The sequence below is a fragment of the Desulfocicer vacuolatum DSM 3385 genome (assembly GCF_900176365.1).
GTDB classification, from domain to species: domain Bacteria; phylum Desulfobacterota; class Desulfobacteria; order Desulfobacterales; family Desulfobacteraceae; genus Desulfocicer; species Desulfocicer vacuolatum.
In genome coordinates, this window is sequence record NZ_FWXY01000015.1 from 42,988 (window position 1) to 59,440 (window position 16,453).

Sequence of the window (16,453 nt, forward strand, 5' to 3'; positions counted from 1 at the left end):
ATGATAATAATTCCAATCCATATATTCTTAGATGATAAGCCGACCAAGATTCCCAAATTCTTAGATGAAAAATATTTTGGAATAAAGCGTAGAAACATTCTAAATTCAATAAATAAAAAGACGTCCTTAAGTGAGGCCTCAATAAAAAATGCGTATGGAAAACTTTCCTCTTCTTGCGATGACATTCCAGGATTGAGGATGATTTCATCAGAAGAAGAGTTTTCAGAAACTTTTACAACCTTGAATCCGTTAAAACTATTAGACTGTATCCAAGACGATTACTCCCGATACTATAGGCAGATAGTAAAAGAGATGTTTGAACTTGACGCTGATCTTGAGTGCGAAATTGAAAAGATCAAACTTCAGCCACCAAATATTCAGGTTGAAAAGTTCATGAATCTTCTATTGGATAGGAAATTCCCATGGACAATGTACGATGACAACTTGTTCGAAGACTCTGATGATGCAATACGAAATATCCAAATAACACTCCGCAGAATCATTGTAGATGCTTTGTTTTATATGCTTGCTGCTTATGACATTGAGTACAATCATCACTTTTCAAAACATCTGCACGGTGATAAACTGGTTTTTTTGATTTATCTGCCTTTTTATGAAGGAAATACCTTACAAAATCCATCAAAACTATGGTTGAATAGATTAAAAGCATTAAGTGGATTTAAAGAGATCAATAACTTTGCCACTGCTATCCCTCAATTAGGAGTTCCCCCCAAAAATAAAGACACCCGAAGTCAAAAAAGAATGATGCAAAAATGGATAAAGGGTAAAGACAAACAGCTTCCATCATGGGAGAATGTCAACTCGATATCAGAAGTTGTTATAAAATCAAACAACGTAGATGAAAATAATATTGAGTTGTATAAAGAACAAGGTCGAAATACGTATGCCCATGTGAAAATATTTCAAATACTATTGAATCGGCTGATGGTTGATGAAAGCCAGGAACTGTTTGGCATGGACAACAAAGGGGTTGTTGAGTTCTTTGAACGATATCTTTATTGGCACAATTATCATGCCGTTATGTTTATGGAAAATCAGCACTAACACCCGCTCATGGAGTTGAAAAGATGTTAATGCCCGGCTTTATTTGAGAAGGCTAATCGTCCAAATAATCCTCATTATTGGGGTTATGGGCATCTGCCCAATCATCCATATCTGCGTCGTTGTTCGGGTTGTTGATATCAGACCAAAGATCTAATTCTTCTTGAGTCGAGTCATGTGCCATGATTAAGTTCTCCTTTTTTCTCATTTCTACTAATTGTTATTGTCGGCTTGTTGTTTGTCATAGATGCTTTGTGCTTTAGCGGCAAAACTGCCTTTGGGTATACTTCCACCATGCTTTCTCGCTGCTGCTCTCTGGATACGGATCACGTCTTCTCTTGTAAAAGATGTTGGTTTACTCAAAGATAATCTCCTTTTCAAATTACCGTTGTTGATATATAGGGAAGGTTCAATTCCCTGTACCTGATGGGAGATATATAATATCTTCAAAAGCTGATCCAGGACTCTACCTGGTAACGATAAAAACCAGCCCAAAACAAATCCTCAACCCACCCCACAAGGGGGGACATGTCGGTTCACCACTCATTACGTCCTCGCTATATCCAACCAAGTTGATAAAGTCTATCTCAACATAGTCTGAAAAGACACACAGCCCAGCTGAACAGGGTCAGCACACACCTTGATAAACCTCAGCAACAGGCTGGATGAGATACACCACATCAACAAGAAGGAGAACACCATGCTGAAAAGATTTCTAAAAGTAGGCCAGTCAAATATAAATTCCGTAATAGACCAGTTGGAAGACCCCATAAAAATGACAGAACAAGGCATAAGGGATCTAAAAAAAGACCTCAATGCAGCCATGGAGAGTCTGGCCCAGGTAAAAGCCATGGCCATGAGAACCAGAAAAGAAGCCAATGCAAAACAAAAACTGGCAGAGGACTATGAGAACAAGGCAAAGCAACTCCTCCTAAATGCCAGTAAAGGCGCAATGGATACAACAGAGGCAGAAAGACTGGCAACCCTGGCCCTGGAAAAACAGGCAGAGCTGGCATCAGAAGCCAAAAGACTCGGTGATGAGGCAACAGGTCATGAAACCATGTCAGCAACCATCAACACCAGCGTGTCAAAATTACGCTCCACCCTGACCACCTATGACAATGAACTTATCACCCTCAAGGCCAGGGCAAAAACAGCGGCATCCACAAAAAAAATAAATGCCCAGCTCTCCACCATAGACTCATCGGGCACAGTTGCCATGCTGGAGAGAATGAAAGAAAGAGTTGAGGAAGAAGAATCATTGGCATCGGCCTATGGGGACATCCTTGACCAGACAAACACCACAGACAATGAAATAGATAAGGCCCTTGCAGACAAAACACCCAAGGGATCAGCCATGCTGGAGGACCTCAAAAAACGCATGGACATAGAAAAATAGACCACCCATGGAATAAAAAACCATGTCCCCCCGGCAACCCATGCACACAAAGCATCAATACGCCGGGGGCTACTGGCTAAAAAACAAGAAAGATGGTATACTGAGAAATTCTGTACAGGGATAAATTCGGAGATGGATCAGAAACCCAATTGAAATAAGGAAATAAAGCAGAAGCCCCGGAGCTTGACCGGAGAAACAAAAAAGGCCTTCAACAAATTTTGCTGAAGACCCTTGAGTTTAATGGTACGCCAGGCAGGACTCGAACCTGCGACCTACGGATTAGAAGGCCTTTGAACATGGAAGCCATCAACTCAATAAGCATCCAAGGACTTGTCAGATGGGCATTGGCATTCTACCCAGCATAATGGGTTTAAACAAGAGATCAGACAAACCTTGAAATAGGAGGGGATCTGTATTACATGTGTATAAGAGTTATGTCAATAGAGGAGACACCAACATGTTATCAGTAAGATTACCTAAAGACCTTGAAACAAGGCTTGATTTCTTGGCAGCACAAACAAACCGCACAAAATCATTCTATGCTATAGAGGCATTAACACGCCACATTGAAGAGCTGGAAGATATTTACCTTTCTGAAAAAGCCTACAAAGAATTTTTATTGAGTGGTGAGGAAGCCCTTTCAGCAGACGAAGCAAGGAAGACCCTTGGCTTATAAAATCAAGTACACCCCCGCCACATTAAAGCAGCTTTCAAAACTGGACAAACCTATTGCAAAAAAAATAATGGATTACATGGACGACAGGGCCGAACATCCGACTGGGGCAGGAAAAGCTTTAAAGGGAAATCTCAAAGGCCATTGGAGACACCGGGTCGGGAATTATCGGGTTATATCATTTATTGACGATGACGTTTTGACTGTATTGGTGGTCAGAATAGGTCACAGGAAAAACGTTTATCACAAGTAGCCCCCTGTTTCAGGCTTGTTGTCTCAATTTCAACAGCTATATCAAAACACTGTTCGATCAAAAATACGCCATAGACAGGCATCTTACTTTCAGTCTTCAATTCTCGTCACTATCAGAAGAACAACTGGAATTGCTACAAAATGCGGGAAACCTCCCCCAAAATATACATAACTACATCGAAGGATTCGATACAGGTTTGAGTGACGACGTGTACAAAAATGTCTCGTATCTTACGGAGAATTCGCCGGAAAAGAGCTAATGTGTCCTCTGAATAGTGGTGACAAGCCAGATGTCGAAGCAATCAAAAGCCACTATAACGAGTGGAAAAATCGCTCGGACATCTGACAGAAAGCAGGAAGAGCCAGCGCTAAAAGGCTCCACACAAAGGAAATATAAATGGCTCCAATTCCATTACAAGCCTTCCCCAGACAATGAACACAGCCAGAAACACCTCCCCACGACCTCAACAAGGAGGACATGTCGGTAACCCACTCATTACGTCCTCGCTATATCCATCCAAGTTGATAAAGTCTATCCCAACATAGTCTGAAAAGGCACACAGCCCAGCTGATCAGGACCAAAACACACCCTGATAAACCTCAGCAACAGGCTGGATGAGATACACCACATCAACAAAAAGGAGGACACCATGTTGAAAAGATTTCTAAAAGTAGGCCAGTCAAATATAAATTCCGTAATAGACCAGTTGGAAGACCCCATAAAAATGACCGAGCAAGGCATAAGGGATCTCAAAAAAGACCTCCAAGCAGCCATGGAGAGTCTGGCCCAGGTAAAAGCCATGGCCATGAGAACCAGAAGAGAGGCCAATGCAAAACAAAAACTGGCAGAGGACTATGAGAACAAGGCAAAGAAACTCCTCCTAAATGCCAGCAAAGGCGCAATGGACACAGCAGAAGCAGAAAGACTGGCAACCCTGGCCCTGGAAAAACAGGCAGAGCTGACATCAGAAGCCAAAAGACTCAGTGATGAGGCAACAGGTCATGAAACCATGTCAGCAACCATCAACACCAGCGTGTCAAAATTACGCTCCACCCTGACCACCTATGACAATGAACTTATCACCCTCAAGGCCAGGGCAAAAACAGCGGCATCCACAAAAAAAATAAATGCCCAGCTCTCCACCATAGACTCATCGGGCACAGTTGCCATGCTGGAGAGAATGAAAGAAAGAGTTGAGGAAGAAGAATCATTGGCATCGGCCTATGGGGAGATCCTTGACCAGACAGACACCACAGACAATGAAATAGATAAGGCCCTTGCAGACAAAACACCCAAGGGATCAGCCATGCTGGAGGACCTCAAAAAACGCATGGACATAGAAAAATAGACCACCCATGGAATAAAAAACCATGTCCCCCCGGCAACCCATGCACACAAAGCATCAATACGCCGGGGGCTGCTGGCTAAAAAACAAGAAAGATGGTATGCTGAGAAATTCTGAACAGGGATAAATTCAAAAGATGGATCAGAAGCCCAATTGAAATAAGGAAATAAAGCAGAAACCCCGGAGCTTGACCGGAGAAACAAAAAAGGCCTTCAACAAATTTTGCTGAAGACCCTTGAGTTTAATGGTACGCCAGGCAGGACTCGAACCTGCGACCTACGGATTAGAAGTCCGTTGCTCTATCCAGCTGAGCTACTGGCGCAAACAGGATGTGTATATATCAAAATTAACCGATCTGTCCACAAAAAAAAACTTTCACTGCAAAAAAAATTTTTTAATCGAATTTTATCCCCATTTGGTCTATGATGATACAAATTGTGCGTCACCTCTTAAAGATGCACTAAGAATAGGCGGTATTGGGATTCCAGGGTCATTTTATCATGCCCTAAATATAAGGTTGAGAAAAGAATGGTTCAAAAAGAGAAAAAAAAAGACAAAGCCAAACCCAAAGCTGCAACCAAGGCCAAAGCAAAGCCTAAAGCTGCAACCAAACCCAAAGCAAAAAAAAAGAAAATAAAAGGTAGTGCATCAGCGGTTAGAAGGGGCTACCTCACCCCAGTGGACAAAAAAAATCCTGTTTCCACAAAAGCCCTTGTAAAGTCAGATCCGCTACAAAGCTATCTTGCGGAAATCAACCGGTACAGACTGCTGACCCGGGAGGAAGAAAAAGATCTTGGCACAAAGATCCAACAGGATAACGACAGTGATGCCGCATATATCATGGTTACTTCCAACCTCAGGCTGGTGGTAAAAATTGCCCTGGACTTCCAGAGGATCTGGATGCAGAACCTGCTGGATCTCATCCAGGAGGGCAACATCGGCCTTGTCCGGGCCGTTAAAAAATTTGATCCGGACAAGAATGTAAAATTTTCCTACTATGCCTCTTTCTGGATCAAGGCATACATCCTCAAATTTATCATGGACAACTGGCGTCTTGTGAAGATCGGCACCACCCAGGGCCAGCGCAAACTGTTTTTCCGCCTGAAAAAAGAGAAACAAAAACTCATTGAAGAAGGCTTTGATCCCCGACCCAAACTTTTGTCAGAACGCATGGGGGTTTCAGAACAGGAAGTTGTGGAGATGGATCAACGGCTGGACGGCTGGGATCTTTCCCTGGATGAACCCCTGCGGGATGATTCTGACACCGAACGCATTGAATTTATCAATGTGGAAACAGACTCCACAGAAGAGCGGGTGGCCAGAAAAGAGATTGAAGATATCCTGCACCTGCGGGTGAATGAGTTCAAGCTGACCCTTAATCAGCGGGAACTGGATATTTTTGAAAAAAGAATTTTCTCTGATGATTCTCTAACCCTCCAGGAAATCGGGGAAATCTACTCCATCTCCCGGGAACGGGTTCGACAGATTGAAAACAATATTATAAAGAAAATGAAAGAGTATTTTAAAAATGAAATGCCGGACTTTGCAGCCTATGACCACTCCCAGGTGTAGCGGGATACAAGAAAAATGAACACAATGAAAAAAGCGTTATTCCCCCCCCTGCTCCTGTTGACCATCTTTGCCATGGCAGGGGGGTGCACCCCCCCGGCGGTTTCCACCCGGACACCAGCCATGGAACCCCTTGCCAAGGCCACAGTCCCCGAAAAAGAGAAAGGGTCTGCTTATTATTTCTATATGCAGTCGGAAATCCACAAACAAAAAAAAATGTGGGATAAGGCCATCTTTTTTCTGCTCAAGGCCATTGAAATCGATCCAGACTCCGTCCATCTTAACCAGGAGCTGGTTGTACTCTATCTCCAGAACAAAAATCCTTCCAAAGCCATTGAAACCGCAGAGCAAATGGTCAAAGAGCACCCGGAAAATGTTGTAGCCCTGTCTCTGCTTGGGAAATTAAAACTTCAGCTGAAAAAGAATACCCAGGCAAAGGAGATTTACCAGCAAATTATTCACCTTGATCCGGATAACCGGAACGCTTACATTGTGCTTGGCTCTCTTTACATGGAGCAGGGAAGTATTGATGAGGCGTTTTCTCTGTACACCAAGATGGCCCAGCATTTCCCTGACGATTATGTGGCATATTTTTTTCTTGGCAGAATACATGCCATGAAAAACAATACAGAATATGCAGAAAAAGCATTTAAAAAAAGCATCTCCCTGAACCCGGATCTCATTGAGCCCAGATTTGAGTTGATCTCCATTTATCAGTCAGATCAGGAAGATGAGAATCAAACAATTGCCTCACCCCGGGTGATTCAAATTTATGAAGAAATCCTTGCCATGGATCCCCAGAATATCAGAGCATCCCTTGAGCTGCCCCTTTATCTTTACCGGACCGGACAAACAGATGCTGCACAGGCAAAGCTGGCTGCATTTGGGAAAAAACACCGGCATGATCCCGGCCCCTTTATGCTGGCGGCCAAGGAATTCATCGGCAATAAAAGATATAAAGATGCGGTGATCATATTCACCGGCCTTTTAAAAGGTGCACCGGACAACTCATCCCTGCATTACATGGTAGGATTGTCCTGGGATGCCCTACAAGAGATCAACAAAGCCATTTCCCATTTCATGAAAATCAAACCGGAATCAGAACATTATAAAAAGAGCATTATTCATATTGCCTATCTTTACAATGAAAATGAAAAGCCGGAAAAGGCCCTGGCATTTTTATTGAAAAAACACCGGGAACTGCCCAATGATTCTGAGATTATCTCCTACATTGCAACCCTTTACGAAGATCAGAAAGCCTATGAAAAAGCCATTGAAATGCTGGATAAAGGGCTTTTACTCTACCCGGAAAACAGCGACATGCTCTTTCGTTACGGCATTGTCCAGGACAAATGGGGTAACAAAGATAAATGCATTAAAACCATGCAGCAACTCATTGAGCTGGAACCGGAAAATGCCACAGCCCTGAACTACCTGGGGTACACCTATGCTGATCTTGGCATTGAACTGGATCTTGCTGAAACATTGATTAAAAAAGCCATGGCATTGACCCCGGATGATGGATACATCACCGACAGTCTTGGGTGGGTGTATTATCAGAAAGGAGATTACCTCCGGGCCATTGAATATCTTGAACGGGCCATTGAACTATCTGAGTATGACCCCGTGATTGCCGAACATCTCGGGGATGCCTACCAAAAAGCAAATATGCCCCAAAAAGCCCTGGAAATATATAAAAAGGCCCTGGAAAAAGCCGGGGACAATAAAAAAGAACTCATAAATAAAATTAAAACCGTGGAACTGTCTCTCCACGCACAGCCTTGAACCGTTCCCGGGTGGCAAAAGGCGTAATCAAATCAAAAATAGATGCCCTGCCCCCCAAAAAACAGATAAAAAAGGAGCACAAAATCTTCCAATGAAAAAAGGGCTTAAATGTACGGGTAAGTTCATGGTTCTCCTGCTGTGTCTTTGCCTTGGCACCGGCTGCTCATTCCTGGACAAAAAACCGGCAAAAGATATCAAGGCCCGGCACATGGCCACAAAAGTTCAAGATACAAATCGTGACATTGTGACCTCCAGGGGAACGGGGAATCTGATTCTCACCCGGAACGAAAAAACAGAACACTATCGCATGGCCTGGGTGGCCCAATGGCCCCTGTGCCTTCGCATGACCCTTCTCTCCTCGGGCATTCCGGTGGAAACCATTGCCGCCAACGGAAAATCTGTTACCCTTGTTTCCCACACAGGACAACACGCCCCCCACACCATAAACCGGGCCAACCCCTCCCTTGTCAAAATCATCTCCCTGCCGGTGAGGCTTGGTGAAATCATTGCCCTTCTCACCGGGAAAATCCCCTTAAGGGGATCAGAAAATGTCATCTGGCAAAGGGATGGAGACACTGCTTCCACCCTTATCTTTAAAAACTGGATGGGAGCCCCCACGGAAAAGATATTTTTAAATAAAAACCGACAGGTTGTGGATTATTGGCAACTGGCTTCGGGCGGGCCTCCGGCAATAAAACTGCACTTTGATGAATTTAAATCGTTTAACGGATATACCATTGCCGGAAAAACAATTTTCACAGACAACCGGAACCGGAAACTTGTCCTTGAAATCACCGCCTTTGCCCCCAATATCTCCCTTAAAAACAAGCCCCAAATCTTTCACTTGACAGAATCAGGATAATGATCATTATTTGTAAGTTATGAGTCATAATGCCGATGTCAGACAGGGTGCTCACAACACCATTTTTCAGAAGGGTTCTGTGTCCGGCACCGAACTCATGTATTGAATTTTTCCAGGAGATAAAAAATATTATGCTTTACGACAGCGTGGACCAGGCAAAGAAAAAATCATCAGGATGTCCTTCCCAGTCCCCCCAGGCCAAACAACAGCAGCAACAGGAAGAGCAGATTAAAAGCTCTCTTTCCAAAATTAAAAACAAAATTTTTGTCCTGAGTGGAAAGGGCGGTGTTGGCAAAAGCAGCGTGTCTGCCAACCTTGCTGCAAGCCTGGCCCAGAAAGGCTTTAAAACCGGATTGATGGATGTGGATCTGCACGGTCCCTCCCTGGCCCAGATGTTTTCCATAAAGGAATTGCTGGATGTTGCCCCCGACCAGCAGCTTTTATTGCCCAAAAAAATCAATGACAACCTGAAAGTGGTTTCCATTCAGGGACTGATGCAGGATAAAGACCAGGCCATTATCTGGAGAGGCCCTGCCAAAACAGGTATGATCAAACAGTTCGTGGGTTCCGTGGACTGGGGTGAGCTGGATTTTCTGGTCATTGATGCCCCCCCCGGCACAGGTGATGAGCCCATTTCCGTGGTTCAGACCATCCCCGATGCCCAGGCTGTTGTGGTGACAACCCCCCAGGAAGTGGCCCTGGCAGATGTAAGAAAGTCCATCTCCTTTTGCCGCACAGTCAAGATTAAAACCCTTGGTATTGTTGAAAACATGGGTCCCTTTAAATGCCCCCACTGCAATGAAATCATTGAGCTTTTTAAAAGCGGCGGCGGAGAAGCCATGGCCAAAAAAGAAGGATTGACCTTTCTGGGTTCCATCCCCTTTGACACAGAGGTGGTTAAATCAGGAGATGCCGGTTCACCCGTGGTCATGGAAAATCCTGACTCAACTTTTTCCAAAGCCTTTGAAACCATTGTTGAAAACATCACAAAGCAGCTGTAAGTTAAAAACGGTGCTGCCATGAATGAGCTGACAGGGTGGATGAAACAAAGTCTTGATCAACGGGAACACGACCAGCGCTCCCCCCTGTCGGCATTCAGTGACAATGCCGTCAGAAGAACAGACAACACCCACCAAGACCCCGATTACCGCCAGGCATTTTGTGTGGATGCCGACCGGATTTTAAATTCCCTTGCCTACACCCGTTACATTGATAAAACCCAGGTTTTTTCCCTGATCAAAAATGATCATCTCTCCCATCGGGTCCTCCATGTGCAACTGGTGTCCAGGATTGCCAGAACCATTGGCCGGTATCTGGGCCTCAATGAAGATCTCATTGAAGCTGTGAGCATGGGGCATGACATAGGCCATCCCCCCTTTGGCCATGATGGAGAGCGCATTCTCTCCCAATTGACGCAAAAACATGGGGCAGGCTTTTTTCATCACAATGTACAGTCCATTCAGTTCCTGGAAAACATAGAACGCCATGGCCGGGGCTGGAATCTCACCCTGCAGACCCTGGATGGCATTTTATGCCACAACGGCGAAGTGCATTTTCGACAGATCAAACCCCTTCGAAATAAAAGTTTTGCAGATTTTGACACCACCCTTGAATGGATGAAAAAAACGGAAAAGCCGGACCAGATGCCCATGACCTCCGAAGGATGCGTGGTGAGAATGGCCGACACCATTGCCTACATTGGCAGGGATTTTGAAGATGCCATACGCTTAGGTCTTATCACCCGGGAAGATCTGCCGTCCATTTGCGCATCCACCCTGGGCAACAGCAACGGCACCATTGTATATACCCTTGTCACAGATCTCATTGCCAACAGCATGGGCACCCCCCATGTGGGGTTCAGTGAAAAAATATTTGAAGCCCTGCTGGCATTTAAAACATTCAACTACGATCGCATTTATAAAAACCCCCTTATTAAATCCCACCTCAATGCCGTTGAAACCATCTATCATCACCTGTTTGAAAAGCTGCTCAAGGACCTTGATGATGACAACCAAAAATCCAGTATATATAGTCGATTTTTAAAAGGTGTTTCCAGGGAATACCGGGAAAAACACACCCATGCGGAAATCGTAAGGGACTTTCTTTCCGGCATGACAGATTCATTCTTTTTAAACCAGGTGCCACCATCCATGAGACCCTGCCACATGGAGATGCCGCTGCATGTTTAACAACAGAGGTTATCGTGCCCACTCCAATCGCCAGGGGCTTACACCCTTTACTGTCACAGTAAAGGAAACCAACCTGCATATCCAAGCCAAAAAAGATCTTACCCGGGAAGCGGTTAAATCTGTGTTAACCTGCCGGGGATACATAGAAAATCATATTTTTGCCCATCCTGACTTTTCCACCGCCTTGGTTCCTGTGCGGCCCATGGCCCATGCCCCTGAAATTGTAAGAGAAATGATGGATGCCGCCATAAAAGCCGGGGTGGGTCCCATGGCGGCCATTGCCGGAGCTGTTGCCCAGTACACAGGAAAAGCTCTTTTACATTTGTCAGACCAGGTAATTGTGGAAAACGGCGGGGATGTGTTTCTGAAAACAGATTCCGCCACCACCCTTGCCATATTTGCCGGAAAATCCCCCCTGAGTATGAAAGTAGGGGTAAAAATAGCCCCCCGGGACAGTGCCTTTGCCCTTTGCACATCCTCCGGCACCATTGGGCATTCCAAAAGTTTTGGCAAGGCCGATGCTGTCACCATATTGTCAAATTCCTGTCCCCTTGCCGATGCCGTTGCAACGGCCCTTGCCAACAGGGTCCAAGATGAATCTGATATTCAAGGGGCCATTGATATGGGAAAAGAAATTCCCGGTGTTGAAGGCATCATTGTCATCAAAAAAAAGAAACTGGGGGCCTGGGGAGAAATGGAACTGGTGGGCCTTTAAAAAAGGCATTTTTATGCCTTGCCTTTTTCTTGCAACGCGGGATTTTTCCTGATATGGAAGATAGTCTGCCATGCTCGGAAAAGGGCCTGGAGAAATGGACACAACAAGTGATAAATATTGGGCTTGGTTAAATAAATGTTTGGGTAGTGCCTCATATTCGCCTGTTTGGGGCTGCGTAGGCATACCAATGTTATGTGAGCAGCCCCAAACAGGTGAATATGGGGTGTTGACCGAATATTTACAACGAATATTATAGATCTATATAAGGAGACACCTTATGTGCGAATCAAACGTATTTTTAAAAAAACAAGACGGTACAGAAACCCTGATAATGGAAAATGTTGCCGCCATCACTCCCTTGGGAACAAACACCTTTCTTTTAAAGGGATTATTGGGCGATCGCCAGGAAATCACCGGACGAATCGAAGACATTAATCTTATGGCACACAAAATTGTGCTGGTTGCCGTCTGAGGGGTTTAAAATCAAGAACTATCTTAAAACCCTCGCCACCGCTAATAACCTGCCCATGTGCCATGAAGGAACCTGGTGTTTTTATGAGGGAATGCTCCTTTGTTCCTGGGCCAAATGGTGGGCAGATTTTGCCTATCGAAAAAGCAGCCACGAAGGCCTGGACATCGGCATGTACCGGGATATTAACAACAAAACCGTCTGGGTCACTGATCAGCTGAAAGTGCCTGCCATGGCCCGGGGAACGGTGCTCAATATCTGCCGGGATTTTCTGGGGAAATCTATTATTGTTCACCACCGGGACTGCCCGGAGAACAACGCCAGGTTTATTATAATTTATGCCCATACAAGACCCGGTCCTGACATTATCCCGGGAAAAACTGTGAACAAAGGTGATATATTGGGAACAATTGCAGACACCTCCAACCGAAAATCAAAAATTCCCTGTCACCTTCATATATCCATCACAGAGGTTCCCGACACCATTAATAACAGACGCCTGAACTGGGATCTTTTTGCATCTCCTGCTCCCATGGGGATTAATCATTATAACCCATGGATGTTCAAGCTCAAATGAGCCCTGAATTTCCATTTTGTGTGTTTTTGCAAAATCAAATACCTGGAAAAAAGATTGATTGAAAAAAAAACACAGTTGATCTATTATCCAGATACATTTCATCAATGGCGGCCACGGGCAAACCTTGTTCTGACTTTGGTGTGTCCACAACAAAGCTTGAAAATCCGTTAATCTTACCGGAATTTTCTTCTAACTGCCGCGGACAGACCTCATATTGCGCCTCGGTTTGTCCACAACGAAGTACGAAAGAGTGTTAGCCTTGCAGGCTCTTTCTGTATAACCGCCACGGGCGAACCGTATTCTGATCCGGCTCTGCCCACAACAAAGCTTGAAATACACCCCTGATCTGCGGAGTATTTCATATAAAAAAAATTATGTTAATTTGCTAACCAACCGGAGATGTCGAATGAAAAAATTTAAGCTGTTTTTGGGGTTGATTGTTGTAATTTTCATTGCGCTGCTGATATATCAAAACAGAGAGTATTTCCTTGCACAACAGGCATTGTCATTTAGCCTTGGTGTGGAAACCTGGCACTGGACAGCACCACCGGCTCAAAATGTGGCCTATATGGGAGGGTGTCTGTTGATCGGTCTTCTCTATGCAGCTTTTATTTCATTCTCATTAAAGCTTAAATCCAAAAAAGCGATTAAGGCTCTCAACGCCGAAAACGCTGCCCATGTTGAAGAAATCGCCCAGTTGAAAAAAGAGCTGGACAAGTATGAAGCAGATCCCTACCAGAAACCCCGGGTTGCATCCGATGACACCGAAGATACAGAACAGGACGTTATAGAATTACCACACCAGGAAAAGGAGGTGGATGCCTGATCGATCATTCCTTAGTTCTGATCGCCATTCCATCCCTTTTTGATTGACGCCATGACCGAAAAAAAAAATACCCCCATGATGGAGCAGTTCCTGCGCATCAAAGCTAATTATCCCGATGCCATCCTGTTTTATCGCATGGGGGATTTTTATGAAATGTTCCAAGAGGATGCAGTAAAAGCCGCTGCCATCCTTGAAATTGCCCTGACCTCCCGGAATAAAAACAAGGCAGACGCCATTCCCATGTGCGGTGTTCCCTTCCGGGCTGCTGACACCTACATTGCAAAACTCATTGAAAACGGCTGCAAAGTTGCCATTTGTGAGCAGGTGGAAGACCCGGCCCAGGCCAAAGGTCTTGTACGCCGGGAAGTGGTCCGGGTTATCACACCGGGCATGATTTTAAATGAGTCCCTGCTGGACAAAGGCTCCAATAATTTTCTGCTGGCCCTGGCACTTTACGACGGCCGGGCCGGTCTTGCCTGTCTTGATATTTCCACCGGCACCTTCAAGGTCACAGAAACCCAGACCCAAAACGGCCGTATCCCTGATTTACTCATGGACGAAGCCCTGCGCATTGATCCCAGCGAAATCCTGATCAGCGTAGCCCACAAACAGGAACCGCTTTTAAATCCCCTGCGACGGGCCTTTTCCCACCGCCAGATCACCTACATATCCAAGGACGCTTTTTCCCCTGCCACGGCACGCCACACCCTTATTGAAAAATTTAAAACCCGAAGTCTCAAAGGATTTGGATGTGATCATCTTGATGCAGGCATTTGCGCTGCCGGTGCCATCATCCATTATGTCAAAGAGACCCAGTTCCATGACACAGATCATGTATCCACCCTTCTTCCCTATGTGCTCAACAGTTATCTCATCATTGACGATCGCTCCTGTCGCAATCTTGAGCTGTTAAAAAATATCCAGACCATGGACAAAAAAGGTACGCTATTAAGTATTCTGGATAAAACAGGCACAGCCATGGGCAGCAGAACATTAAAACACTGGATTCGGTATCCCCTGAAAGACAGACAGGAAATTAACCTTCGGCTCACGGCAGTGGAAGAGGCGGTGGCAAAAGCACCCCTGAGAAAACAGCTCCGGGATCAGCTGAAATCCTTGTATGACCTGGAGCGACTGGGCAGTAAAATTTCCATGGGGCACGGCAGTGCCAGGGATCTTGTGGCCTTGAAGAACTCCCTTTTAAAACTGCCCCGTCTTTTTTCCCATCTAAATCAATTTACCTCTCCTTTGTACAGCGGAGTGACCATCCCGGACCGTGATGCCGTGGCATCGGATCTCACAGAACTTGCCGCAGCCATTGACAAAGCCATCAGAGAAGATGCCCCCCTGCCCCTTAATGAAGGGGGCCTGATCAAGGACGGATACAGCAAAGAGCTGGATGAACTCATAGAAATGTCCCGGGACGGCAGGCAGTGGATTGCCGGGAAAGGGCTGGAAGAAAAGGAAAAAACCGGATTAAGCTCCCTTAAAATTAAATATAACAAGGTGTTTGGATATTTTATTGAAGTCAGTAAAATCCAGGCCGCATCAGTACCGGATCATTACATCCGAAAACAGACCCTGGTCAATGCCGAGCGATTCATCACCGATGAGCTTAAAAAAGTAGAAGCCGATGTACTCACAGCCCAGGACAAGCGGGCCGCATTGGAATATGAAATCTTTTCCCGGGTCCGGACCCTTGTTGTAAAAAAGACAGGGGCCATTTTAACCATGGCATCCTTTCTGGCCACGGTGGACTGCCTGCTTTCCCTGGCCCAGGTGGCAAGGCAAAATCAATATTGCCGCCCGGAAATAAATGAAAATCAGACCATTTCTCTGGAGCACGGCCGCCACCCGGTGGTGGAAAGGCTCATGCAGGGGGATCGTTATGTCCCCAACTCCATTGACATGGACATGGATGAAAACCAGGTGATGATCATCACCGGCCCCAACATGGCAGGAAAATCCACGGTACTTCGCCAGGTGGCCTTAAGTGTACTCATGGCCCAGATCGGCTCCTTTGTTCCGGCAAAAAAGGCATCCCTTTGCGTTGTTGATCGCATTTTCACCCGGGTGGGGGCCCTGGATAATCTTTCCCAGGGCCAAAGCACTTTTATGGTGGAGATGGAGGAAACCGCCAACATTGTAAACAATGTGTCTGAAAACAGCCTTGTGATACTGGATGAAATCGGGCGGGGCACAAGCACCTATGACGGTCTGAGCATTGCCTGGGCTGTGGCAGAATATCTCCACAACCTTCAAAACAGAGGGGTTAAAACACTGTTTGCCACCCATTACCATGAACTCACCCGCCTGGAACAGCTCCACCCCCGGGTGAAAAATTTCAACATTGCCGTTAAAGAGTTCAAGGAAAATATTATTTTTTTGAGGACCCTTGTTAAAGGGGGTACCAACAAAAGCTACGGTATACAGGTGGCACGGCTTGCCGGGGTTCCCATGACGGTCATTGACAAAGCAAAAGCCATCCTTAAAGCAGTGGAAAACGGACTGCTGCCCGGAGAGATGGACGACACCCGGGAAACAGAAGCAGAACAACCCCTCTCCCACCAGCTGGATCTGTTTCAAGAAAAAAAACAGGAACAGATCCTTGAAATGTTATCTGACATTGATATCTCCACAATGACACCCATTGAGGCCTTAAACTTACTCAACACCATAAAAGAAAAAATGGATACCCCACACATAGAAACCATATGCACATAAAACCC

At 45.4% G+C, this 16,453-nt stretch carries 19 protein-coding genes and 1 tRNA gene; 16 read left to right on the forward strand and 4 right to left on the reverse strand.

What is annotated here, in order from left to right; translation table 11 throughout:
• The gene (locus B9A32_RS13715; protein ID WP_084070017.1) at window positions 1–1,065 is read left to right on the forward strand and encodes a hypothetical protein; all 1,065 of its coding nucleotides are present in this window, start codon (window positions 1–3) and stop codon (window positions 1,063–1,065) included.
• 52 nt (window positions 1,066–1,117) lie between these two features.
• Here B9A32_RS13715 and B9A32_RS22380 read toward each other — a convergent pair whose 3' ends face one another.
• On the reverse strand, window positions 1,118–1,246 hold the full coding sequence (locus tag B9A32_RS22380) for a hypothetical protein (protein ID WP_269749026.1): 129 nt from the start codon (window positions 1,244–1,246) through the stop codon (window positions 1,118–1,120).
• Window positions 1,247–1,275: 29 nt separating this feature from the next.
• The gene (locus B9A32_RS21390) at window positions 1,276–1,425 is read right to left on the reverse strand and encodes a hypothetical protein (RefSeq protein WP_170923831.1); all 150 of its coding nucleotides are present in this window, start codon (window positions 1,423–1,425) and stop codon (window positions 1,276–1,278) included.
• 337 nt (window positions 1,426–1,762) lie between these two features.
• Between B9A32_RS21390 and B9A32_RS13720 the strand changes: the two genes are divergently transcribed.
• From B9A32_RS13720 to B9A32_RS13735, 5 genes are all read left to right on the forward strand, one after another.
• A complete protein-coding gene (locus B9A32_RS13720; protein ID WP_084070018.1) occupies window positions 1,763–2,461 on the forward strand; it encodes a PspA/IM30 family protein in 699 nt (232 codons plus the stop codon).
• Window positions 2,462–2,918: 457 nt separating this feature from the next.
• Window positions 2,919–3,137 carry a type II toxin-antitoxin system RelB family antitoxin gene (gene relB / locus B9A32_RS13725; RefSeq protein ID WP_084070019.1) on the forward strand — a complete coding sequence of 73 codons (219 nt, stop codon included), beginning with the start codon at window positions 2,919–2,921 and terminating at the stop codon, window positions 3,135–3,137.
• Window positions 3,127–3,387, forward strand: coding sequence for a type II toxin-antitoxin system RelE family toxin (locus B9A32_RS13730; protein ID WP_084070020.1), 261 nt, complete (start codon window positions 3,127–3,129; stop codon window positions 3,385–3,387). Before relB ends, B9A32_RS13730 begins: the two co-directional genes overlap by 11 nt.
• A gap of 4 nt (window positions 3,388–3,391) precedes the next feature.
• Window positions 3,392–3,646, forward strand: a complete 255-nt coding sequence (locus B9A32_RS22550; RefSeq protein WP_408607039.1) for a DUF3644 domain-containing protein — start codon at window positions 3,392–3,394, stop codon at window positions 3,644–3,646.
• 390 nt (window positions 3,647–4,036) lie between these two features.
• On the forward strand, window positions 4,037–4,735 hold the full coding sequence (locus B9A32_RS13735) for a PspA/IM30 family protein (protein ID WP_084070021.1): 699 nt from the start codon (window positions 4,037–4,039) through the stop codon (window positions 4,733–4,735).
• Window positions 4,736–4,977: 242 nt separating this feature from the next.
• On the opposite strand, the gene B9A32_RS13740 is transcribed toward B9A32_RS13735, so the two are convergent.
• Window positions 4,978–5,054, reverse strand: a tRNA-Arg gene (locus tag B9A32_RS13740).
• Between the two features lie 206 nt (window positions 5,055–5,260).
• On the opposite strand from B9A32_RS13740, the gene B9A32_RS13745 reads away from it, so the two are divergent.
• The 8 genes from B9A32_RS13745 to B9A32_RS13780 all read left to right on the forward strand — a co-directional run bounded on the left by B9A32_RS13745 (window position 5,261) and on the right by B9A32_RS13780 (window position 12,898).
• Window positions 5,261–6,304, forward strand: coding sequence for a sigma-70 family RNA polymerase sigma factor (locus tag B9A32_RS13745; protein ID WP_084070022.1), 1,044 nt, complete (start codon window positions 5,261–5,263; stop codon window positions 6,302–6,304).
• 24 nt (window positions 6,305–6,328) lie between these two features.
• Window positions 6,329–8,086 carry a tetratricopeptide repeat protein gene (locus B9A32_RS13750; protein WP_212637946.1) on the forward strand — a complete coding sequence of 586 codons (1,758 nt, stop codon included), beginning with the start codon at window positions 6,329–6,331 and terminating at the stop codon, window positions 8,084–8,086.
• 91 nt (window positions 8,087–8,177) lie between these two features.
• Window positions 8,178–8,948 (forward strand): hypothetical protein, encoded by a 771-nt coding sequence (locus B9A32_RS13755; RefSeq protein ID WP_084070024.1) that lies wholly within the window; start codon window positions 8,178–8,180, stop codon window positions 8,946–8,948.
• A gap of 131 nt (window positions 8,949–9,079) precedes the next feature.
• Window positions 9,080–9,949: an Mrp/NBP35 family ATP-binding protein gene (locus tag B9A32_RS13760; RefSeq protein WP_084070025.1), complete on the forward strand. Its 870-nt coding sequence runs from the start codon at window positions 9,080–9,082 to the stop codon at window positions 9,947–9,949.
• A gap of 18 nt (window positions 9,950–9,967) precedes the next feature.
• Window positions 9,968–11,137 carry a deoxyguanosinetriphosphate triphosphohydrolase family protein gene (locus tag B9A32_RS13765; protein WP_084070026.1) on the forward strand — a complete coding sequence of 390 codons (1,170 nt, stop codon included), beginning with the start codon at window positions 9,968–9,970 and terminating at the stop codon, window positions 11,135–11,137.
• Entirely contained in the window at window positions 11,130–11,852 is a 723-nt protein-coding gene (locus B9A32_RS13770) for a UPF0280 family protein (protein WP_084070027.1), read from the forward strand. The genes B9A32_RS13765 and B9A32_RS13770 overlap by 8 nt, the downstream gene beginning before the upstream one ends.
• A gap of 277 nt (window positions 11,853–12,129) precedes the next feature.
• Window positions 12,130–12,324 (forward strand): CooT family nickel-binding protein, encoded by a 195-nt coding sequence (locus tag B9A32_RS13775; protein ID WP_084070028.1) that lies wholly within the window; start codon window positions 12,130–12,132, stop codon window positions 12,322–12,324.
• Window positions 12,325–12,379: 55 nt separating this feature from the next.
• Complete coding sequence (locus B9A32_RS13780; protein WP_212637947.1) at window positions 12,380–12,898, forward strand: peptidoglycan DD-metalloendopeptidase family protein; 519 nt, start codon at window positions 12,380–12,382, stop codon at window positions 12,896–12,898.
• Between the two features lie 209 nt (window positions 12,899–13,107).
• Here B9A32_RS13780 and B9A32_RS21820 read toward each other — a convergent pair whose 3' ends face one another.
• Window positions 13,108–13,260, reverse strand: coding sequence for a hypothetical protein (locus B9A32_RS21820; RefSeq protein WP_212637948.1), 153 nt, complete (start codon window positions 13,258–13,260; stop codon window positions 13,108–13,110).
• 44 nt (window positions 13,261–13,304) lie between these two features.
• Here B9A32_RS21820 and B9A32_RS13785 point away from each other — a divergent pair, with 44 nt between their 5' ends.
• A complete protein-coding gene (locus tag B9A32_RS13785) occupies window positions 13,305–13,724 on the forward strand; it encodes a LapA family protein (protein ID WP_084070030.1) in 420 nt (139 codons plus the stop codon).
• Window positions 13,725–13,775: 51 nt separating this feature from the next.
• Window positions 13,776–16,448: a DNA mismatch repair protein MutS gene (mutS, locus tag B9A32_RS13790; RefSeq protein WP_084070031.1), complete on the forward strand. Its 2,673-nt coding sequence runs from the start codon at window positions 13,776–13,778 to the stop codon at window positions 16,446–16,448.
• The last annotated feature ends 5 nt before the right edge of the window (window positions 16,449–16,453 follow it).